This is a genomic window from Marinobacter sp. (assembly GCF_052094685.1).
Lineage (GTDB): Bacteria > Pseudomonadota > Gammaproteobacteria > Pseudomonadales > Oleiphilaceae > Marinobacter.
This window is the reverse complement of the sequence record NZ_JBQDKB010000010.1, coordinates 32,694-54,163: the sequence shown is the minus strand read 5'-3', so window position 1 is coordinate 54,163 and position 21,470 is coordinate 32,694. Positions and strand designations below refer to the sequence as shown.

Sequence of the window (21,470 nt, the reverse complement as noted above, 5' to 3'; positions counted from 1 at the left end):
CGATTGACCCGAAATGGAACCGACACAACAAGATGACCACTCCCACAGCGCTGATTGTTGATGATGAACCGGATATCCGGGATCTTCTTGAAATTACCCTTACACGCATGGGTATTGAAACGCTCACAGCCCCAGACCTTACCAGCGCATTCAAGCTGCTCGAAACCCATACACCACAGCTCTGCCTAACCGACATGAACCTGCCAGATGGCAGCGGCATTGAGCTGGTGCAATGGATGCAAAAACACCGTCCATCTACCCCGATTGCTGTTATAACCGCGTATGGCAGCATGGATACGGCGATTGAATCACTGAAAGCTGGCGCGTTTGATTTTGTTTCCAAACCGGTGGAGCTCACCAGGCTTAGAGAACTGGTAAACAGTGCACTGAAGCTCTCGGAACCTGCCCCCGACACAGATGATGTAACTGACGAGCCCGGCCTCCTGCTCGGCAACTCAGTGCAAATCAAAAAACTACGCAACCAAACTCGCAAACTCGCCAGAAGCCAAGCACCGGTATTTATCAGCGGTGAATCCGGTAGCGGCAAAGAGTTGGTAGCACGGATGATTCATCTGCAGGGTCCTCGCAGTGACGGGCCTTTTATCGCGGTTAACTGTGGTGCCATTCCGTCTGAATTGATGGAGAGCGAATTTTTTGGGCACAAGAAAGGCAGCTTCACAGGCGCGGTTGAAAACAAGGATGGTCTTTTCCGTTCAGCCAACGGCGGCACTCTGTTTCTGGATGAGGTCGCCGACCTGCCCCTTGCCATGCAGGTAAAACTGCTGCGAGCCATTCAGGAAAAAGCGGTAAGGCCTGTGGGCGACACCAAAGAGTTGCCGGTCGACATAAGACTGCTAAGCGCTACCCACAGAAACTTGGCGGAGTTGGTTCAAGACGGCAGCTTCCGACAGGATCTGTTTTATCGGATTAACGTGATTGAGTTGACCGTACCGCCGTTACGGGATCGCACTGATGATATCGCTCTACTGGCAAACCACATACTGGAGCGAATTGCCCGAGAGTATGAATGCGACCCCGCAACACTCACCCGGGATGCCGTTGATCGGCTAAAAGAGCACGACTTCCCGGGTAACGTACGGGAACTGGAAAACATTCTTGAACGTGCTTTCACCCTGTGTGATGCAGAACAGATTAGCGCTACCGACTTGCACTTAGGCAATGGCTTAGACGGGCCGGGGAGTGCCAGCGGTAACGCCATTTCAGATGCCTGCCCATCTTTGGTGCCGGACGGCGATATTGACCTTGAGGGTTACCTGGAATCTATCGAGCGCCAAGCTATTGAGAAGGCCCTGGAGGCGACCCGTTGGAACAAGACGGCGGCGGCGAAGAAACTGGGGATTAGTTTTCGGGCGCTGCGGTATAGGTTGAAGAAGTTGGGGATGGAGTAAACTCTTAGATTATTGCTAGAATGGAGTCTAATCCAGGACGGATTGATATTTTTCAAAAGGAGTTGAAAATGGAAAGTTTTACATCAAAACGCGGATTTACACTGATTGAGCTGGCCTTAACTTTAGCCATAATAGCCATATCTGTCAGTATCGTGTTACCCGATATGGCGGGCCTTGTTCAGAAAAACCGCACCCAAGTCGCAAAACAGGACACGGCCAGCCTGTTAGCGTTTGCAAGATCTTCTGCCATTGAGCATCGGATGCCAGTTACGGCCTGCTCTCTGGACACAAACGGTGTGTGTCAACTTCCTTGGGGTACATCACTTAGCGTTTTTACCGACGCCAATGGCAACGGCACGAAAGACATTAACGACGTTCTTCTAAGAAACCACTTATTCAAACCTGCCAACTGGCTGCATAAATACCGGCCTTCGAACCGTCGCTTCTTCCAATGGAATTCACTTGGGGTTTCCAACGGAACTGCTGGCTCGATCGAATTTTGTCATCCAAGCAGTGAGGTGAGCAGATTTGCAGTGATTATTTCATTCTCAGGGCGAATAAGAGTATCTCATGACTTTGATGGTGACGGTGTCCCAGAGCGAAACCCCGGGGCAGCCGTAGGTTGTTGAATATATCACCAGCAATCGGCCACAGTCGAACCAGACTTCTTCGCTGTCTTTGTCCCCGCAGCGTTTACGTTGAGCGTCCCACACCGATCCTCCGTCTGCACACCCGATGGTGTGGCTGTTAACGTGTAGGTATTGGCTGTGGCAGCGCTGATTGTAAAACTATAGAAATCACTGGAGGCCCCGCCCCCTATAGACGCACCGAGGGCACCAGTGTTTGCGGCGCCAGCAGCTAGTCCAAGATAGGTATAGTTTCGCGCATAGGACTTTTCCATGTCCTGCGCCATCGTTACTAGCGACGCCTGAGCGTCCACTCTATGCGTTTTCTGCACGTAGGCCTGGTAAGACGGGAACGCAATCGCTGAAAGAATACCGATGATTGCAACAACAATCATCAACTCGATCAGCGTGAAACCACGCTGATAGCTTTTCCCTGCGTGCATACGCTCTATAGCATTCATTAATTCACCTCTCGCCAATTCTGTCTTCCCTGAACAGCAGGTCCTGAGGACTCTGTGATGGACTCGATGGTCGCTTTCGAAGTGCCTGTATATTTCTTCTCACTACAGACACCGTCAGGACACTCGGGGTCATCAAGTATTGCAGGAGGTGTCGGGATACCAGAGTCATCACCTCCTCCGCCGGGCCGGAGGCCGCTGGCCGGGAATTCCTCATCACCACCGAAATCAACAAGATCGTCATCGTTGAAGAAACCGTCTCCGTTAGTATCAAATGGAGACTCGGGCAGTCTGGCACCGCTGATTGCGCTCAATTCCATGAGCCAGCCAGATCCACCGGCGGCACACACATCAAGGCTCGGTATCAATGTGGTGAAAATAATCCTGTCATTCCGGATAATCGGCTCATATATGACCCGTTCGCCCTTATTGTCAGTATTACTGTCTTGAGTGTTCACCAAATCGATGAACCAGCCACGATGTCTCTTGAGACTCGAGTCATCCTCATCTTTCTTCCAGCGAATGGCGTTTTCACTGACCATTCGGAAGTCATAACCACCGCTCGAAGCTTCCGCAAGGATGCTTTGCTGAAGCAAGTCATCACGAACAGCGCCATTGGATCCATCATCCCAAATTGCGAAGAAGGCTTGGGTATCTTGACCGGAAGGATCATTATCATTTGCTTCAAAATATTTCCCCGTTCCGAAATAAACCAAAACATCTGAAGGTGCAACCTCCCGGTCCGGATGAGACCCAACGGCTGGGCGAGAGGTAATCGGTAAGCGATTACCGGCAGAATCCTGGGCAACGTATAGTGGCTCCGGATCGGAGCCTGAACCAAATGCAATTCCCCAAGTGTCTGAATCTGTCCCTGATACGTCAAACTTCCACATGTTGCCAAACAGGTCGCCAGCGTATATAGCATCGGCAATGTAGTCGCCGTCGATATCGACAACGGCCGGAGAGCTAAGGCCGTTAGGACGGGAAGATGTCAAAGGGTCGTCGTCCAGGCCGGCACCAGTATCCAGTTTCCGAATCACATTGCCTGTTTCAATATCAACAATAAATAGTACTGCATTTCCGGTAGTGCTTACCGAACCATCACTCGCTGTATTGTTATAGCCGTTACCAAAAACCGCAGCCCATTTGCCGTTATTCATTCTGACAATGACCGGCTTGCCAAAGGTGTAACCCAAATCAGCATCGTCAGCGTCAGAGAACTCCCACAACGCAAGATCAGAGGCGTCGTTTTCATCAAATGAGGGGTAGCCTAACGCAGGCTTGATGCCCTTGGGGTCAGTTATATCCAAGGCAAACACACCCTGCCCGCCTGAGCGCAGCGTACCAACCAGAGCCGTATGCCACTTGCTATCAAAGAAAACATCGCCATACGTGGAAGGACCGTCCACATAATACTCATGGGTGTAATTCAAAGTAGCTAGCTCATTCAGCCTGCCGTAAAGCATAGAGGGGACATAGGCGAGTATTTCATCACCGCCGCCGGTCCTGATTTCACCTACAGCCGCATCCAGGTTATCTGAGTAAGCGTTGACTGCGTGGAGCATTCCATCGTTGGCTCCAAAGTACAGGACAGGGTCCCGGTCCTTGAATGCAGCGCGAAACTCCGAGTAGGGGACAGCATTCTCTCCAGCGGAGCCTTCCCAAGTATCCGGGTAGAAGAAGCCTGGTTGCGGCACAAACAGTGGGTCCGAGTTTACGATATCTCCTAGAACCGTCTTGCGCTCGCGAAATTTGTAGGTCGAACCTAAGCTTTCATTGCTCTGGTCACCACGGACGAAATTCAACAATGCTTCACCGTAACTATCAGGGTCGTCCGCGACACTTCCGCGCAAGGCCGCAACCTGCACGGCACTCAGTTCGTCGGTTTCCGGACTATTTGCATCCGCGGGCCAACGGAATGGAACCCCTTCTGCAGACTCGGCGTTATAGGTGATGATCTCACGATTTGCACTATAACCAGACGCTGAAGCCACTTTAGCGCCAAGCTTGGATTGGAAATTCCAGACCGGCGTACCAATGCCATCGGAATCAACAGGATAAGCAAAGACGTTGCCTGACCAATCTTCGGCATTGAAAACGGCCTGGAACAAGATCGTGTCCGTATTCAAGGCACCCGAGTTTACAGTTACAGTTGAAGACGATGCCTCCCGCTCCAGAATCGTGTTAAACGCAGAACTGAGCTGATCCTTCAGACCCAATGCGTTTGTAACTTGAAAATAGTTATCTGGAACACCATCTGGACCGCTTTCTTGAGTAATATTGTTTTTTGCATCCCATTCTTCTTCAAGATCGGGGATGTTATTGCCATTTTTGTCAACAAACCCTCCCCACTTGGCCGCATAGTACAAAGGATCCTTCAGCAACGTCGCCGCAGCATCGCCACTGGCGCTAAAAGTCCGGGAGCTACTGAACCCCAACTTGTTGTCGCCACGGTCACCCGTGGGCCACACCCCTTCCGGGGTGTCAAGATAGTAGGGTACCGGGTTACTATTATCACGATCTCTTACAACCAGGTAGACACCATCCTTGTCAGTACCTGAAATGATATACCCCATGTGCTGATCAATTGAGCCCGCAGCATACAAGGAATCTACCGTTATGGTTACCGAGTCATCACTGTTCAATTTGTACTGGTAACGAGCAATAGCATCCATGTCATGGTCGGCCCCTTGCTCAACATCTTCGAAATTAATCAGGAAACTGCCTTCAGTCGGGGTAATACTCTCTACGTAGAAGTCTACGATGGTGTTAGTTGGCTGAAACGCACCCTCTGTTGGATCGATACCCCACTCTGGAGTACCAGATGGAGATTTGCCGAATGGCACCAAAGAAATCACTTCACCTGTCGACAGGGGTATAGTGATTCTTGGAAGAGGTGAGGCCAATGCGACCGCAAAAGTATTGATGTTAGTCGAACTGCTTTCAGAACCCTTATCTGGAAATAGATCCGTAAGCCAGCCGTAGTATGCAACTGCCGCCGAGTAATAACTTCCTTGCTTTGTAGGTTCTTCAGGTGCCAAACCGCGAATATTAGCTAAACTGGTCACGCTCTTTGCAGTCGGCGCACTGTCTACCGCATCTCCAGACTCACCTATATAGTGGAGTCCAGGAACTTCTGGCTCATTAGAGGAAATACTTTTGGAAAGCGCACTAACATCCAGCCCAGTGATATCTCCAGAAAAACTGGAAAACGCAGAACCTGGTACGCTATCTGAATCGTAGCTGACGTTAACATCAGACACCACCACCTGATAGGGTGCCGAACAATATGGCTGCCCTGAACTTTCATCGTACGGGTTGTCCCAACTCGGTTTTGGGAGCTTCAAAGCTGCGTCATTGTTCCCGGAACTCGCAATATCAAAAGCATCTGTCGGCTCGCTTTTACCATTGAAGTAGCGCACCACCTCGTACATCATTTCAGCTATGGGGTTGCCCCACATTTGACATTCGCCATTGCTTATTGCTCTCGTAGTTATCCACCCGCAGTCGTACCTTCGGCTTGAACTATTGAAATCAACTGTTCTCAATCTGCTCAGTGTTGCCACGATACCATTAGTGCTATTCACAAAGGTTCCATTGGCACTGTTCACCTCATCCTGGAAGGAACTCACCACCTTTCTCAACACCCCCCCATCAAGGTTGTTTTCATAAGAACCTGTCAGCAGCCCAAAAAGAATACTATTGTTTTCTCCATAATCGTGAATCAACCCTGTCGGCTTATAGCTCGTGTTATCGTCCCCATCACTATAAGTCTTACAATTATCTTCAAGTAGCGACGCGGACTTACACACTTCCACTTTTACAGAGTATTCTGAAAACTTAGAAGCCGAGATTTCGGCATTTCGGTATAATACAAAACTATCGCCACCAGCCATCTCATGATGGCGAAACATGACCTGATAGGTACCGGCCGTCAGTGTATAATTTTTAGAATAGTTACCTTTACAATCATCCGCGCTACATGCGCCATGCCCCCCGTACCAGCCCAAAGGCTCAGAATCAATTCCTCCCGGAGAGGTAATAGTAAAATCTACCGCATCATCGCCATTAACGGCGAGCTCGTATTGTCCAGTTTTGGGGATTATCATCTGGCCACGCACTACTGAGAGGTAGTTATCCCGCCCCGCCCCTCCTTGAATAGTGGACAAGCTTTGCTTGCCACCGATCAGTTCGCCTGGCTTCTCATAGTTCGTCAGTAAAGCGTCAAACTCAGACGCACTATTCGGCGACTCCGTCCCGGCAGGCACGTTATAGTAACCCACCTCAAGATTCTGGAAGAACAAGCTCTCAGCGATAACCCATTTTTGCCCGCTCGAATCAACCTCACAATTTATAGATGGGCCGCCTATTCCAGCTATACATTTATTTCCAAGTACTGGCTGTTCTTTTGAGGCCCATTCCCACGCACGGAAAACCGTATTCGGAAGAACCCTCATCAAGGGGTCGCCATCTACAGAGAACGAAACATTACCAAACAGATGCCCTCGACCTATCGGCGGTTGAGGGAATGGAGTCACTTCGCTAATGTAATACCCATCAATGTCATAACTGCGGTATTCCTTTGCCCATGTGTGGGCATCCTGCGGGATGTGGGCACGTTCAAGAACCGTTTGCCCTGCTTCGTCTACCGATCGTTTCCCGCCAAAAAACACTTTCCGCAAAGCATCAAGCCGCGCTGTGGTGGCGTAGTTTAGAAAATCGCCACTCCAGCTTCCGCTGTAATCGCCACTTGAGCCCGCCCCTGCTGCATTACACGTCTTTACTCCTTCGGCCTTTTCACCAGCAGACTTGACACTCTTGGGCACAAACCTTTTTTGGGCTGAGTCGTAGTCATAACACGCATAACTATTGAAATAACCGTAATAATCTATGTCTGGAGAATAGCGGACATCTATAACACCATCGTTATTGAGATCTGAGGCATCGTTGTAAGCTTCATAGTAAAGTTTGTGATCTTTACCAACTGTAAGCATTACCATAGGAGGTGCGGTGGATCCGAGAAATAGAGGCTTGTTAGCAATATTGAGCGGAGCAGCAGAACTGTACCCCGAACTGCAGAGCGTTATCAGCATCGATGCAAAAAACGTCATCCGTCGATTGAAAACCATAAATTTTCCTTTGTGCTGAAACCAGCACTGATAATTATTCGACCGTGTTCAGGTAAGACTTGCGTGCAAATACCGACTGGACAAATACTTCGGTTCCACCTGGCCCCTCTCCTCGTGCAGTGGTGCGATAAAAGCGTGTTACTGGGCGGGGCTCGCCCAGCGCCACATCGGCCACAAGTTGACCTGCCCCGTTTGTCCGCTCTTCTACTGGTTGCTCGATCACATACCCGATCCCGTTACTACCGTTATAAACTCCGGCATAATCCGTAATAAATTCGGCATTATTGGTCCACCAGGTTTCTGTCTCAGAATGCCACCAGTTATCACTCATGCCTCCGGCAAGAAAACCTGGCGTAGACGACGTTGGCAACGCTTCACTCGGCGACAACCGACGCCCTGCTATGTTTAGCGCTGTCTCGGCAGCATCAAAAGCTAGCGCCCGATCCTTTGTATTAGCGCTGATTCGCGTGCCGAGTGTTGTAATATCTACAGCGCTCATACCTATGATGGTTAGTAGTAACAACATCACGAGGCTGATAATCAAAACTGCTCCAGACTGCCGCTGAAGGCCTGAAAGTTTCGCCACCTTGTAGGTCATTTTCATACCTTTTACCCTCTATAATTACGCAGGAAAACAGTGTCCCTTTGAACTTGACGCAGTCGACTATCGCCAGAGGCTGTCGCTGTTTCCCCTCCAATCAGGTCGTAAGTTCTTGTATTTTCCTCGCCGGCCATATTCTGGTTCGATGTTGCCAACAGAGCGTAACGCACCGAACGTACTGTCGACCAATTGGTAACGGCATCTGCGGTAACGTAACGAATAATGCCCCCGGAACCCGCCAGCCCAAACTCAATCTGAAGATTTTCTATTCCTACAATTAGGGGCTGCGTAGATGTGGAAACAGCTGCACCGGTCATAGTCTGTAACTGACTTTCGCACATCAGCCTCGGCACCAAATCAGTAGCCGCAGCCGGAGCAACATAGTAGCGATCAACCACGATCTGATTTTCCGTCGGAACAGTTCCTGTGCAGCCACGAAGTTGGCCATCCAACGTCCCATTAAACCGAACTGTGATTGTATCGGTGCCATCCAGAACGGCTGCATCAGCACTATCATTATTGGCAGCCAGAACAATCTGATTTTCAGCAAACGCTCCTGTCGCCGGAAAAAGCCTGGGGGTTGTTGCATCGTCCCAATAACCGGCATGCCGCAACCCGCGACCGAGAAAGTGCTTCACAACTCTGGCATTTTCCTGAGTCTGTGACTGTGCGTTTACAACCGTGTATGTTTGCTTGCTACCAAGAAAAATTTGGGTTACTCCAAGGATGAGAATAAGCCCCAAAGCCATGGCGATCATTAACTCAACTAGCGACAAGCCTTTTTGATTCCACATAATCACTACCTCATCACCCGGTAAGCCGCAAAAAAGCATCCCGCTGAGTTGTTGTCTGCCGAGGTGCACGTGGGCGCTGCATAACCCGAACCGGAGCCGGTCGCATCCCAGGTTATTGAGACTGTGTACTCCCCTAAAGTATCGTCCCAGCCAACTGTTGTCGCGGCGGACGGAGGGGATGCAAACCCACTGGTCAGTGCCTCATTCCATTGCCAGAGATCCCAAGCTGCCATTTGTGCAGACGTACAGTCTGAGGCGGAACAGTCATTCGCCGGTTCCGCTGTTGGGGGTGTAGCGGCATAGTCTCCATCATCAGCCGCATTGCGGTTAGCCATAATCCGGTTAATCAAATCTTGGCTGTAACTCATGGCCTGCTGTTCAAAAAAAACATCAGAGGTATTTTTAAGGCTCATGGATTGTAAGCCCGCAACACCGAGTAGCCCCACTGCCAGGATCAACACAGCAACCAACACTTCAATCATGGTAATGCCAGCCTGCCGGCCCGGGGGAAATGTTATCGTTCTCATGGACAGTTCGCCTGTGCTTCGGTGCCAGTGGAAATAGACCCTGTCCTCGTGGTCAGAAGCAAAGAATATGGCGAAACATCGCCATCCGGGTCACAAATACCAAAAGCACTTGTCGCGGGAGCTCCGGCGGGAACATCAGCAAGACCATCGGGCAGGAAGCGAAAATAGTCCAGGGAACCACCACCAGTGAGAGTAACCGCGCTAGTTTCCGGACCATCGATGGCACGCAATAGCGTATTAACGGACACAGCTCCAGTCTGGTTGTTATCAGAAACGACAATCCAACCATCAACCCAGTTGCTATCATCGCCGCAAGTGCTGCCATCAGCCGAGGGACAGAGAGACACGACACGGTTGCGGGCCACAGCTTCGCCCTTCGCGTACTGAATAGCTGTCCGAAGAGAGTCCCTAGCTTCCTGTAGCTGATTACTGGCGATAACACCTTGAAATGAAGGTACTGCGATCATGACCGTTATTGCCAGTATCGCGACCGTAACCATCAATTCTATCAAAGTGAAACCGGAGTTTTCGTGCGTTTTGAACATAGGCCCATCCCATCTAGTCATGTTGACAGATTATGATACAAAGAAAACCGCTGCCAGAAGAAACTGACCAGCGGAGCAACACAGCTGACGAGCGGTTATAGCAGAGGGGTGATCGTGACCTAACTCACACTTGCACGCGTTCTGGATATGTTATGGATGGCATCAAAGCTAAGGGACATTTACCACATCAATCCGCAATTCCTTAGGCATAGAGAACACAATATTCTCCTCACGCCCGGCAATCTCCTCCGGCACGCTACCTCCAAGATCCCGCAGGCGGGCAATCACGTCATTAACCAAAACTTCCGGGGCGGAAGCACCGGCAGTTACGCCAACCGATTCTTTACCATCAAGCCATTGCGGATCTATCTGAGAGGCTTCGTCGATCAGGTAAGCGGGCGTACCCATGCGCTCAGCCAGCTCGCGCAGCCGGTTCGAGTTAGAGCTGTTTGGAGAACCCACTACCAGCATTAGATCGCAGTCGCCGGCCAGTTGTTTTACGGCATCTTGGCGGTTCTGGGTCGCGTAGCAAATGTCGTCTTTGCGTGGGCCTTCTATTTCGGGGAATCGCTCACGCAGTGCGTCGATCACGCGGGCGGTATCGTCCATGGAGAGCGTGGTTTGGGTAACGTAGGAGACATGGGCCGGGTCGTTTACGTCCAACCGTGAAACGTCTTCTTCATTTTCAACCAGGTAAATATTGCCGCCAGTGCTGTGATCGTACTGCCCCATGGTGCCTTCCACTTCTGGGTGGCCCTGGTGGCCGATAAGCACGCATTCGCGACCATCGCGGCTGTAACGCATAACTTCCAGATGTACTTTGGTGACCAGCGGGCAGGTGGCGTCGAACACTTTGAGGCCACGGCGGGCTGCTTCGTCCTGTACCGCCTGGGAAACACCGTGGGCGCTGAAGATAACCAGCTTGTCGTCTGGCACTTCATCCAGTTCGTCCACAAAAACAGCGCCGCGATTGCGAAGATTGTCCACAACAAACTTGTTATGCACAACTTCGTGGCGCACGTATATCGGCGCACCGAATACATCCAGCGCGCGGTTTACAATCTCAATGGCGCGATCCACGCCTGCACAGAATCCACGGGGGTTTGCCAATCTGATTTGCATAGTCAGTGCGTCTGCCCTGCCGGTTCTACGTCAATAATTTCTACGTCAAAGGTGAGTGTACGCCCGGATAGCGGGTGATTGAAGTCTACTTCTACCTCATCCCCTTCCACTCGGCTCACCACGCCTGGCAACTCCTGCTGGCGCGCATCAGCAAAAGAAATCACCACACCCGGTTCCAGCACCATATCGGCACTGAACTCATGGCGCTTGAAGGTCTGTAAATTGTTAGGATTGCGCTGGCCAAAGGCTTTCTCAGGCGACACCTGATAGCTGGCTTTGTCGCCGGCTTTCATGCCCACCAAGTAGGCTTCAAAATTCTCAGGCAGGCTTTCATCACCGATTTCCAGAATCGCCGCGTCTTTGTCAAAAGTGCTATCAATCACTTCGCCGCTTTCAAACTTCAGGGCAAAGTGCAGAGTTACGCGGGTGTCTTTATCTATAGGCAGTTCGTTCATGGGTTTATTCGCTCCCGTTCGCAGGCGTGCCGGAATCAGCAGGCTTACGGAACATATCAAAAATCATCATGACAGCACCTATGGTAATGGCGGTGTCGGCCAGATTAAATGCGGGAAAGTGCCAGTCCTGCCAGTAAAAATGCAAGAAGTCGACAACATAGCCGTGCACAACCCGGTCGTATACGTTACCAAGGGCACCACCCAAAATCAGCACGATGGCAATGGCAGACCAGGTTTCGTGGCGCTGCAGGTTTCTTAACCAGCCAACCAGCACCACGCTTACCACCAGCGCCAGTGTTACGAAAAACCAACGCTGCCAGCCGGCCGCACCCGCGAGAAAACTGAACGCTGCGCCGGTATTGTGCAGCAATGTCAGGTTAAACATGGGGATAACTGGCACCGGGTCGCCGTAGGTCAGCATGGCTGTCGCTATGGCCTTGGTACCTAAATCAATTGCCAGCACCAGCGCCGCCAGCCAAAGCCATTTCAGCTGGGTTCCGGTTGTTCTCTCATTCATTATTGCCGCATCCATTAGGCAAACGATCGGGTTTCACCCGCCCCTTCCACATTGGTCACACAGCGGCCACACAAATCTTCATGCCCGGCTTGGGTGCCCACATCCTCCCGGTGGTGCCAGCAGCGCTCGCATTTGGCGTGGGTAGCCGGGGTTACCTTTACCCGCAAACCTTCGCAGCTGGTCATCTCGGCACTGCCCGCTTCAGATACCGGTCTCACGGTTGCTTCGGAGGTAATCAGCACAAAGCGTAGCTCTTCTCCTAGCTTCTCTAGATCAGCAGCCAAATCGCCTTCGCAATAAAGCGTGACTTCAGCGCTCAAAGAACCCTTGATCTCACCACGTGCTCGGGATTCTTCCAGGCACTTGTTCACGGCTTCCTTCACTCCGTACATCCGGCGCCAGTAATCGCGACCCAGCTCGGCGCCTTCAGGAAGGGCCGTTAGGCCTTCGTACCAGGTTTCGTAGAACACAGTGTCGCCGTGCTCACCCGGCAGGTGCTGCCAAATTTCATCGGCGGTGAAGCTCAGAATCGGTGCAATCCAACGCACTAGAGCTTCGGCTACATGGTAAAGCGCAGATTGGCAGGAACGGCGCGCCAAGCTATCTGCCTGAGTGGTGTACTGGCGATCTTTAATGATATCAAGATAGAAGCCGCCCAGCGTGGCTTCACAGAAGCTGTATACCTTCTGATAGATCCGCAGGAAGTCGTAGTTCTCATAATCCTCATGCAGTTCGTTTTGCAATTGCAGGGCGCGGTCTAGCATCCAGCGGTCCAGCACAATCATGTCTTCTGGCGCAACCGCATGCAGCTTCGGATCAAAGCCGGTTAGGTTGCTCAGTAGAAAGCGCGAGGTGTTACGAATACGACGATACCCGTCGGCCGTTTGCCGCAGGATGTCTTTGGAAACCGTCATCTCGCCGCTGTAATCGGTTGCCGACACCCACAAACGAAGGATGTCTGCACCCAGCTCGTTCATCACTTCTTGAGGTGCGATAACGTTGCCCAAGGATTTGGACATCTTTAGGCCTTTGCCATCCACGGTAAATCCGTGGGTAAGCACCTGCCGGTATGGCGCCAAGCCGTTCATTGCGATCGAGGTTTTGAGGGACGACTGGAACCAGCCACGGTGCTGGTCGGAGCCTTCCAGATATAGATCAGCAGGGAACTGATTTAGTTCTGGCCGCACACGCAGTACAGATTCGTGGGTTACACCAGAATCAAACCACACATCGAGCGTATCCAAAACTTTTTCATACTGATCAGCATCGTCACCCAGAAGCTCTTGAGTATCGATCTCGTACCAGGCATCGATGCCACCAATTTCGATGGCCTGAGCCACTTTTTCAATCAAGCTTTGTGTGTCCGGGTGCAGTTCCTGAGTTTCTTTGTGAATAAACAGGGTTATCGGCACGCCCCAGGTACGCTGACGTGAGATACACCAGTCTGGAGACTGCTGGAACATAGCCTCAATACGGTTCTGGCCCCAGGCAGGAACCCAGCGAACGCCTTTGATGGCTTCGAGTGCGTCTGCGCGGAGATTTTCTTTCTCCATGCTAATAAACCATTGCGGCGTGGCTCGGTAAATCAGCGGCGTTTTGGTGCGCCAGCAATGGGGAAAACTGTGACGGAACGTTTCTCTGCGAACCAGCTTGCCTTCACGCGCCAAGGCGTCGCATACGGGGTCATCGGCCTTGTAGACATGAACACCCGCAAACTCACCCGTCGCACCGGTGTAAGTGCCATCGGCCTGAACCATGCTCAGTGTGCCAATGCCGTAGGTTTTGCCAACCACAAAATCTTCCATACCGTGATCAGGCGCGGTGTGAACGGCGCCGGTACCCGCTTCGATAGACACGTGGTCACCCAGAATTGCCGGTACCTGCTTGTCATAAATCGGGTGGTGCAACGCAAGGTGCTCAAGATCAGCGCCCAGGCTGGTACCCAGCACTTCAAAGTCTTCAATTTCCCAACGTGCCATAACGCCTTCGACCATGGCCGCAGCCATGATCATCCGCTCGGGGCCATTGCCTGCGTCAACCTGTACCAACGCATAATCCAGATCGGCATTGAGCGATACCGCCTGGTTGGCAGGAATGGTCCAAGGCGTGGTGGTCCAGATAACTACCGACACGCCACCTTCGCCTTGGTCTGTGCCAAACAACGCTAAAGCTTTAGCCTGATCCACAGCGGTGAAGCGCACATCAATCTGCGTAGAGGTTTTGTCCTGATACTCCACCTCGGCTTCTGCAAGCGCGGACTGACCCACCACACTCCAGTAAACCGGCTTGAAACCACGAACCAAATGGCCTTTAGCGACGATCTTACCCAGCGCCCGCACAATGCCCGCTTCTACTTTCGGATCCATAGTCAGGTAGGGCTTATCCCACTCACCCATGATGCCCAGGCGGATAAAATCGGCTTTCTGGCCAGCAATCTGTTTGGTGGCGTAGTCCCGGCATGCTTGGCGGAAGGTTTTGTAATCTACCTTCACACCGGCCTTACCAATCTTCTGCTCAACCTTATGCTCAATCGGCAAACCGTGGCAATCCCAACCGGGCACGTAGGGCGCATCAAAGCCCATGAAACCGCGGGACTTAACAATCATATCCTTCAGGATTTTGTTAACCGCATGACCAATATGAATGCTGCCGTTGGCGTATGGAGGACCATCATGCAGGATGAACTTTTCGCGCCCTTCGCGCTGTTGGCGCAAGTTGGCGTATACGTTCAGATCCTGCCACCGCTTGAGCATTTCAGGCTCACGGTTGGCTAGGTTACCGCGCATGGGAAACGCGGTTGCCGGCAGATTCAGAGTGTGCTTATAGTCGCTCATGGTTTGTGTGCGTACTCTTTTGGTCAGTATGGTTTGTCAAACTAGCTCAGTAATGTTCTTTTACGGGTGTTCAGCCAGCCACGCTCTTGCGGCGTCGAAATCTCTGGCAATTTGCGCTTTCAGCGCATCAACAGAGTCAAATTTCTCTTCATGCCGCAGGCCGTGGCGGAAAACCACGTCAATATGCTGGCCGTAAAGTGTGCCAGCAAAATCGAACAGGTGCACTTCCAGCGCTGGCTGCTTACCATCAACGGTGGGGCGTAGGCCGATGTTGGCAACGCCGTCGTGCGTGGTTCCGTCGTCAAGGGTCACGCCAACCACGTAAACACCCCGCAAAGCCGGCATCTGGCGCAGCAGAATGTTGGCGGTGGGTGATCCGATTTGGCGGCCTAGCTGCCTGCCATAAACGACCCGGCCCTGAATGCGGTATGGGCGTCCCAGCAGAGACTCGGCCTGCTCTAGCCGGCTCTCCAACAACAGGTTGCGGATTAATGTACTGCTTGCGCGTTCACCGGCAACGGTGACCGTGCGGGTATTTTCAACTGAGAAACCTGCGATTTTGCCGACCTTCTCCAGCAATACAAAGTCACCCGCACGATCGCAGCCAAACCGGAAATCGTCGCCAACAACCAGGTGGCTCACCGCAAGCCCTTCAATCAACACTTCATCAATAAAGCCCATAGCAGAATAGCTGCGAAAAGTGTCATCGAATTTTAGGCAAAGTACGATGTCAATGTCTGCTGTCTGCAGGGCTTCAAGCTTCTGGCGAAACCCCATAAGCCTCGGAGGCGCTTCCTGCCCTTGAAAGAACTCCCTTGGCAGAGGCTCAAAAACGATGACAACCGAGGGCAAATTCAAAGCCGTGGCCTTGCTCTTTACCTGATCGATAATGGTTTGATGGCCCAAGTGAACGCCGTCGAAGTTGCCAATAGTGGCCACACAGCCTTCTGCCAGCGGTGAGTTCACCTGCCTGGAAAGCATTTTCAGGTTGGTCAGGCCCCGGATCAGACGCATGCAATGCGAACCTTCATTTGCCAGTTGGCTTTCAGCGCTTGATCAGTGTGCAAAGCGCTGGTGAGAAAACGCGCGATTATACCTCACCTCTGGCGGAAATGTCTTACCCGCACCCCAGTCAGCGCCAGAACGATGAAGTAGGCGCCTGCACTTGCCACAATCATCACGCCCATATACAGAGAACGCTCAATGCCATCCGCCGACAACCAGCGCATAGCTGGATAATTCAGCCAGAGAATAACGGCCACCATAGCGGCATTAGCCAGGCCAAGCTGCATGAGGTATTTGCCCCAGCCTGGCTGGCTTTTCCAGGCACCCTGCCGTTTGAGCCCTCGCCAAAGCAGCACGGCGTTGAGCCAGGCTGATAGCGAGGTTGCCAGCGCCAAACCTGCATGGGCCAAAGGTATGATGAGAGCCAGGTTGAACACCATATTGGCAACCATGGCAATGATTCCGATTTTAACAGGCGTGCGAGTATCTTGGCGGGCGAAAAAACCCGGCGCCAATACCTTGATCACCATGAAAGCCAGCAGCCCTGCAGAATAGGCCCGCAAGCTCTGGGCCGACATGGCGACATCTCTGTCGGTAACCTCACCATAATGAAAAAGCGTTGCGATCAGGGGTTCAGCTAGCAGTGCCAACGCGAGTGCCGCTGGAACCCCTATGATCAACACGGCACGCACAGCCCAATCCAGCGTTGCCGCAAACTGGTCATTCGAGGCGGCTGCATGCTTGCGAGACAAGCTTGGAAGAATAACCGTCGCGATAGCGATCCCGAAAACCCCCAGAGGCAACTCGGACAACCTGTCGGAATAATACAACCAGGACACACTGCCGGTTTGCAGGAACGACGCCAGCACCGTATCCAACAGGAGGTTTATCTGGCTAACAGACACGCCAAAAAGAGCAGGCACCATCAGCTTGAGTATGCGATTGACCCCCTCGTGGCGGTAATCAACCCGGGGCCGGGGCATAAGCCCTAGCCGCATCAGGAATGGCAACTGAAAGAACAGCTGCAATGCGCCGGCAATGAACACCCCCCAAGCCAAAGCCATAATCGGCTCGCTCATTACAGGCGCCAGATAAACAGCCGCACCGATCATTGCGAGGTTGAGCAACACTGGGGTGAAAGCAGGCACCGCAAAGCGGTCGTAACTATTGAGGATGCCGCCGGCAAATGCCGTCAGGGAAATCATCAACAAATAAGGAAACGTAATGCGCAGCATGTCGCTGGTCAGCGCGAACTTAACATCATCATCCAGAAAGCCGGGGGCAAAAACGGCAGTAAGCAGCGGCGCACCCAGCATGGCCACCAGGGTGATACCCAGCAGAACCAAACCCAAAGAACCCGCAACCGCGTCTACCAATCGCTTTACGTCGGAAACATCTTGTTTTTCACGATAAGACGACAACACGGGCACAAAGGCTTGAGAAAAAGCACCCTCTGCAAACAGCCGGCGTAGAAAATTTGGAATTTTGAACGCAACAAAAAAAGCATCCGCCCCTGCCCCCGCCCCAAAATAACGTGCGATCACCATATCTCGCACCAGGCCGAGCACCCTGGAAAGCATGGTCATAATACCCACCAAGCCAGAAGAACGAAGCAGGCCTGGCGCCCTAGCGGGTGGCTGTTTTTCGGGTGAAGTTTCGGGTTGCGATGACATGCGGGCTTTTATCCGGGGTTGCGCACACTTTCGGCCGGGTATCTCGGGAATTACCTGCTTCCCTGCTGCACCCGTATCCGGCGAGCCGCGAGTTTACCACAGGCCTTTTACGCCGTGGGGCCATATGGTGTTTGGTATTGACATTTACCGCTTTGAGCGGCATAGTTCCGCGTCATTTATTTCGACGCGCTGGTTTTGGCGCGCCCGCGATTTCAGGAAGCCTCTGGTTGGTGTTTTGCCCAGAGTTTTCCGTACGAATCATTCAGTAACGAACTTTCAGTACTTCAGGAGTTTTACGGTGGCAAATACCCCGCAAGCCAAAAAGCGCGCACGTCAGAACGAGAACAGCCGCAAGCACAACGCCAGCCTGCGTTCCATGACCCGCACCTACATGAAAAAGGTTCAGGCTAAGATCGAGTCCGGCAACTATGAAGAAGCTCAGGCTGCCTTCAAAACTGCCCAGCCAATCATGGACAGCATGGTTAACAAGGGCATTTTCACCAAGAACAAGGTTGCCCGCCAAAAGAGCCGCATGGTCACTAAGATCAAAGCGCTGAAGAGCGCCTGATAGCGTCCAGCGCTAGAAAGCTCTTACTGCGAATAAAAAAACCGGCCTTCAGCCGGTTTTTTTTGATCTAGACTGTCATTTTTTCTTAGATGATCACCATGTTATCTCGATGAATCATTTCCTCGTCTGAAATATAACCCAGAACCTCGACAATACTGCTGCTCGAACGACCAGTTATAGCCCTCGCCTCATCCGCATCATAATTTACAAGCCCGCGCGCAACCTCGTTACCGTCGAGCCCCACACAAGACACCATCTCTCCGCGTCGAAACTGGCCAACCACGCCCTTAACCCCAACCGGAAGAAGACTGCGACCACCCTGGCGAAGCACCTTTACTGCGCCCTCATCCAACGTTAGCTTGCCCCGGGTTTGCAAATGACTCGCCAGCCACTGCTTGCGCGCCGCAATACGACCCTGCTCAGGAAGCAGCAAGGTGCCCACAACATCACCCTGGCGTAGCCGGGTGAAAATACCCTCAATACGACCACCCACAATTACCGTGAACGCTCCGGACCTTGCCGCTAAGCGCGCAGCGCGAAGCTTGGTTTGCATGCCCCCGCGACCTAGCGCGCCGGCACTGCTCCCCGCCATGGAATCCAACGCACGATCGCCAGCAAACCGCTCGGCAATCAAGTTGGCGTCCGGATGCTTGCGCGGGTCTTTATCAAACAGGCCCAGCTGATCAGTAAGAATAATCAGGCCATCGGCCTCAACCACGTTGGCAACCAGAGCGCCTAACGTGTCGTTATCGCCAAAGCGAATCTCATCGGTTACTACCGTATCGTTCTCATTAACAATAGGCACAACGCCGAAATCCAGCAGCGCCCTAAGCGTGCTACGACCATTCAGGTAGCGCTTGCGATCAGAAAGATCATCATGGGTCAGTAAAATTTGGGCGGTATAAATACCGTGACGCTTAAATTGCGCCTCCCAAGTTTGAACCAACCCCATCTGACCTACAGCAGCAGCAGCCTGCAGCTCATGCAACTGCTCCGGGCGTTTTTTCCAACCCAGCCGACTCATACCCTCTGCCACTGATCCTGAGGAAACCACCACCAACTCGACGCCCTGCTTCACCAGCGCAGCCATCTGATCAACCCAGAGCGCCAGCGCCTCCACATCCAGGCCACGGCCATCGTTGGTTAGCAAGGCACTTCCAATTTTCACCACCAGGCGGCGAGCCTGCCGCAGTTGGGCACGCTCAGTCATGGTAAATGCCGAAATTTAGTCCGGTGCATAGACCACCTCAACGTCGTAATCATCGTCGTCGTCAAAATCATCACCTTCTTCACGAGCCGCCCTGCGAGCCAGCTTCTCTTCCTCAATACCCGCCCGAGCCTCTTCGTCCATTTGCTGACGCCTTACAGCTTCCAGTTCAGCAATCTCAGGGTTTTCAGCCTCCTCTTCGGTGCGCTCTTCAATCCAGCGCATAACCGCTTGACTCAGCGGCTTCGTGCCCTCCCCACTTAATGCCGAAATACGAAAAACCGGGCCTTCCCACTCAAGCTCATCAATGATTGCCTGACAATGAGCCTCACGCTCATCCTCCGGGACCATGTCGACCTTGTTCAGCACCAGCCAGCGATCCCGATTAGCCAGCGTTTCACTGAATTTTTCCAGCTCATGAACAATCGTATTGACCGCATGGGCTGGCGAGGAGCCGTCGTAGGGCGCCACATCCACCAAATGCAGCAACAAACGAGTGCGCACCAGGTGTTTCAAAAAACGGATACCCAAACCCGCGCCTTCTGCAGCACCTTCAATCAGGCCGGGGATATCCGCAATCACAAAACTCTGATGCGCTTGCACACTCACCACACCCAGATTGGGAACCAAAGTGGTAAACGGATAATCCGCAACTTTAGGCGTAGCTGCCGACACAGAACGTATGAATGTGGACTTGCCAGCGTTAGGCAACCCAAGAAGGCCAACATCTGCCAGTACCTTCAACTCCAATCGCAGATTCCGAAGCTCACCCTCAGAGCCTTTGGAAGTTTGGCGGGGTGCACGGTTTATGGACGATTTGAAACGAGTATTACCAAGACCATGGAACCCACCCTGAGCCACCTTCAAGCGCTGACCAATACGGGTAAGATCGCCAAGCACCTCATGGGTATCCATATCAACCACCGTGGTACCCACGGGCACCGGCAGCACACAATCCTCACCCTTGGTGCCGGTGCAGTTGCGACCTGAACCCTGCTCGCCACCCTCGGCCTTGTGCTTACGCTGAAAACGGTAATCGATCAGCGTATTGAGGGAATCGTCCGCCTCAAGATACACGGAGCCACCATCTCCGCCGTCGCCACCATCGGGGCCACCCCTGGGAACATACTTTTCACGCCGAAAACTCAGGCAACCGTGCCCGCCTTTACCGGCCTCTACAATGATGGTGGCTTCGTCTACGAATTTCATGAAATAAACCCTTTGCGCATGGCGCATAAACTAAAAAGCCCCGCAGCCTCAAGGAAGCTTTGCGGGGCTCCGGGCGGCTCTGATTTCTGGCTATATCAGCAGAATATCAGGACTACCCAAGGTTCGACAGAACCGGCTCGCCGCTGCTTACGCAGCCGCTGGAACGATACTTACGAACTTACGGTTCTGCGGACCTTTTACTTCGAACTTAACCTGGCCGCCTGCTTTCGCAAACAACGTGTGGTCTTTGCCCAGGCCAACATTTGTACCTGCGTGGAAACGAGTTCCGCGCTGACGAACAATAATGCTGCCTGCAGATACTGTTTCGCCGCCGTAGCGCTTCACACCAAGCCGTTTCGACTCGGAATCGCGACCGTTACGGGTACTACCTGCTGCTTTTTTGTGAGCCATGATTAGCCTCCTGATTAAGGGGTTTTTACGGGACCTTTTCTACCGAGACTAGCCCTGAATACCCGTGATCTTGACTTCAGTAAACCACTGGCGGTGGCCCTGACGCTTCATCGAATGCTTACGACGACGGAACTTGATGATGTTGATCTTGTCGTGACGACCGTGGCTAACCACTTCCGCAGTCACTTTGGCACCTTCAACAACCGGCGCACCAACTTTAAAGTTGTCGCCATCGGCGATCAGCAAGACGCGATCGAAATCGATGTTGCCACCGGTTTCCACTTCCAGCTTTTCCAGCTTCAGCGTTTCGCCTTCCTTAACACGGTGCTGCTTACCACCGCTTACAATAACTGCGTACATTAACTTTCTCCGCGATTGAC

19 protein-coding genes are annotated in these 21,470 nt (G+C 52.4%); 3 read left to right on the top strand and 16 right to left on the bottom strand.

Features of this window, described 5'->3' with window-relative positions:
• Positions 1 to 32 precede the first annotated feature (32 nt).
• Both ACTH3S_RS03825 and ACTH3S_RS03820 read left to right on the top strand, forming a co-directional pair.
• Positions 33 to 1,409 (top strand): sigma-54-dependent transcriptional regulator, encoded by a 1,377-nt coding sequence (locus tag ACTH3S_RS03825; RefSeq protein ID WP_441807699.1) that lies wholly within the window; start codon positions 33 to 35, stop codon positions 1,407 to 1,409.
• Between the two features lie 68 nt (positions 1,410 to 1,477).
• Complete coding sequence (locus ACTH3S_RS03820; protein ID WP_441807698.1) at positions 1,478 to 2,038, top strand: GspH/FimT family pseudopilin; 561 nt, start codon at positions 1,478 to 1,480, stop codon at positions 2,036 to 2,038.
• Positions 2,039 to 2,043: 5 nt separating this feature from the next.
• Here the strand turns inward: ACTH3S_RS03820 and ACTH3S_RS03815 are convergent, their stop codons facing one another.
• The 12 genes from ACTH3S_RS03815 to murJ all read right to left on the bottom strand — a co-directional run bounded on the left by ACTH3S_RS03815 (position 2,044) and on the right by murJ (position 17,695).
• A complete protein-coding gene (locus tag ACTH3S_RS03815; RefSeq protein WP_441807697.1) occupies positions 2,044 to 2,496 on the bottom strand; it encodes a type IV pilin protein in 453 nt (150 codons plus the stop codon).
• Positions 2,496 to 7,622: a pilus assembly protein gene (locus ACTH3S_RS03810; protein WP_441807696.1), complete on the bottom strand. Its 5,127-nt coding sequence runs from the start codon at positions 7,620 to 7,622 to the stop codon at positions 2,496 to 2,498. The genes ACTH3S_RS03815 and ACTH3S_RS03810 overlap by 1 nt, the downstream gene beginning before the upstream one ends.
• Positions 7,623 to 7,656: 34 nt before the next feature.
• Positions 7,657 to 8,226 (bottom strand): pilus assembly PilX family protein, encoded by a 570-nt coding sequence (locus ACTH3S_RS03805; protein WP_441807695.1) that lies wholly within the window; start codon positions 8,224 to 8,226, stop codon positions 7,657 to 7,659.
• Between the two features lie 5 nt (positions 8,227 to 8,231).
• Positions 8,232 to 9,017: a PilW family protein gene (locus ACTH3S_RS03800; protein WP_441807694.1), complete on the bottom strand. Its 786-nt coding sequence runs from the start codon at positions 9,015 to 9,017 to the stop codon at positions 8,232 to 8,234.
• A 5-nt stretch (positions 9,018 to 9,022) separates the two neighbouring features.
• Positions 9,023 to 9,544 (bottom strand): type IV pilus modification protein PilV, encoded by a 522-nt coding sequence (gene pilV / locus ACTH3S_RS03795; RefSeq protein WP_441807693.1) that lies wholly within the window; start codon positions 9,542 to 9,544, stop codon positions 9,023 to 9,025.
• Positions 9,541 to 10,089 (bottom strand): GspH/FimT family pseudopilin, encoded by a 549-nt coding sequence (locus tag ACTH3S_RS03790; protein WP_441807692.1) that lies wholly within the window; start codon positions 10,087 to 10,089, stop codon positions 9,541 to 9,543. Before ACTH3S_RS03790 ends, pilV begins: the two co-directional genes overlap by 4 nt.
• Before the next feature lie 168 nt (positions 10,090 to 10,257).
• Positions 10,258 to 11,211, bottom strand: a complete 954-nt coding sequence (gene ispH, locus ACTH3S_RS03785; RefSeq protein WP_441807691.1) for a 4-hydroxy-3-methylbut-2-enyl diphosphate reductase — start codon at positions 11,209 to 11,211, stop codon at positions 10,258 to 10,260.
• 2 nt (positions 11,212 to 11,213) lie between these two features.
• Positions 11,214 to 11,666: an FKBP-type peptidyl-prolyl cis-trans isomerase gene (gene fkpB, locus ACTH3S_RS03780; RefSeq protein WP_441807690.1), complete on the bottom strand. Its 453-nt coding sequence runs from the start codon at positions 11,664 to 11,666 to the stop codon at positions 11,214 to 11,216.
• Between the two features lie 4 nt (positions 11,667 to 11,670).
• Positions 11,671 to 12,198 (bottom strand): signal peptidase II, encoded by a 528-nt coding sequence (gene lspA / locus ACTH3S_RS03775; RefSeq protein ID WP_441807689.1) that lies wholly within the window; start codon positions 12,196 to 12,198, stop codon positions 11,671 to 11,673.
• Positions 12,198 to 15,017, bottom strand: coding sequence for an isoleucine--tRNA ligase (ileS, locus tag ACTH3S_RS03770; protein WP_441807688.1), 2,820 nt, complete (start codon positions 15,015 to 15,017; stop codon positions 12,198 to 12,200). The genes lspA and ileS overlap by 1 nt, the downstream gene beginning before the upstream one ends.
• Positions 15,018 to 15,077: 60 nt before the next feature.
• Positions 15,078 to 16,031: a bifunctional riboflavin kinase/FAD synthetase gene (gene ribF / locus ACTH3S_RS03765; protein ID WP_441807687.1), complete on the bottom strand. Its 954-nt coding sequence runs from the start codon at positions 16,029 to 16,031 to the stop codon at positions 15,078 to 15,080.
• Positions 16,032 to 16,114: 83 nt separating this feature from the next.
• Positions 16,115 to 17,695 (bottom strand): murein biosynthesis integral membrane protein MurJ, encoded by a 1,581-nt coding sequence (gene murJ, locus ACTH3S_RS03760; RefSeq protein ID WP_441807686.1) that lies wholly within the window; start codon positions 17,693 to 17,695, stop codon positions 16,115 to 16,117.
• Between the two features lie 298 nt (positions 17,696 to 17,993).
• On the opposite strand from murJ, the gene rpsT reads away from it, so the two are divergent.
• Positions 17,994 to 18,263, top strand: a complete 270-nt coding sequence (gene rpsT, locus ACTH3S_RS03755; protein ID WP_441807685.1) for a 30S ribosomal protein S20 — start codon at positions 17,994 to 17,996, stop codon at positions 18,261 to 18,263.
• A gap of 85 nt (positions 18,264 to 18,348) precedes the next feature.
• Here rpsT and proB read toward each other — a convergent pair whose 3' ends face one another.
• From proB to rplU, 4 genes are all read right to left on the bottom strand, one after another.
• Positions 18,349 to 19,473 carry a glutamate 5-kinase gene (gene proB, locus ACTH3S_RS03750; RefSeq protein ID WP_441807684.1) on the bottom strand — a complete coding sequence of 375 codons (1,125 nt, stop codon included), beginning with the start codon at positions 19,471 to 19,473 and terminating at the stop codon, positions 18,349 to 18,351.
• 15 nt (positions 19,474 to 19,488) lie between these two features.
• The gene (gene cgtA, locus ACTH3S_RS03745) at positions 19,489 to 20,679 is read right to left on the bottom strand and encodes an Obg family GTPase CgtA (RefSeq protein WP_441807683.1); all 1,191 of its coding nucleotides are present in this window, start codon (positions 20,677 to 20,679) and stop codon (positions 19,489 to 19,491) included.
• Positions 20,680 to 20,826: 147 nt separating this feature from the next.
• A complete protein-coding gene (gene rpmA, locus ACTH3S_RS03740) occupies positions 20,827 to 21,090 on the bottom strand; it encodes a 50S ribosomal protein L27 (RefSeq protein WP_441807682.1) in 264 nt (87 codons plus the stop codon).
• Between the two features lie 48 nt (positions 21,091 to 21,138).
• The gene (rplU, locus tag ACTH3S_RS03735; RefSeq protein WP_441807681.1) at positions 21,139 to 21,450 is read right to left on the bottom strand and encodes a 50S ribosomal protein L21; all 312 of its coding nucleotides are present in this window, start codon (positions 21,448 to 21,450) and stop codon (positions 21,139 to 21,141) included.
• Positions 21,451 to 21,470 lie beyond the last annotated feature (20 nt).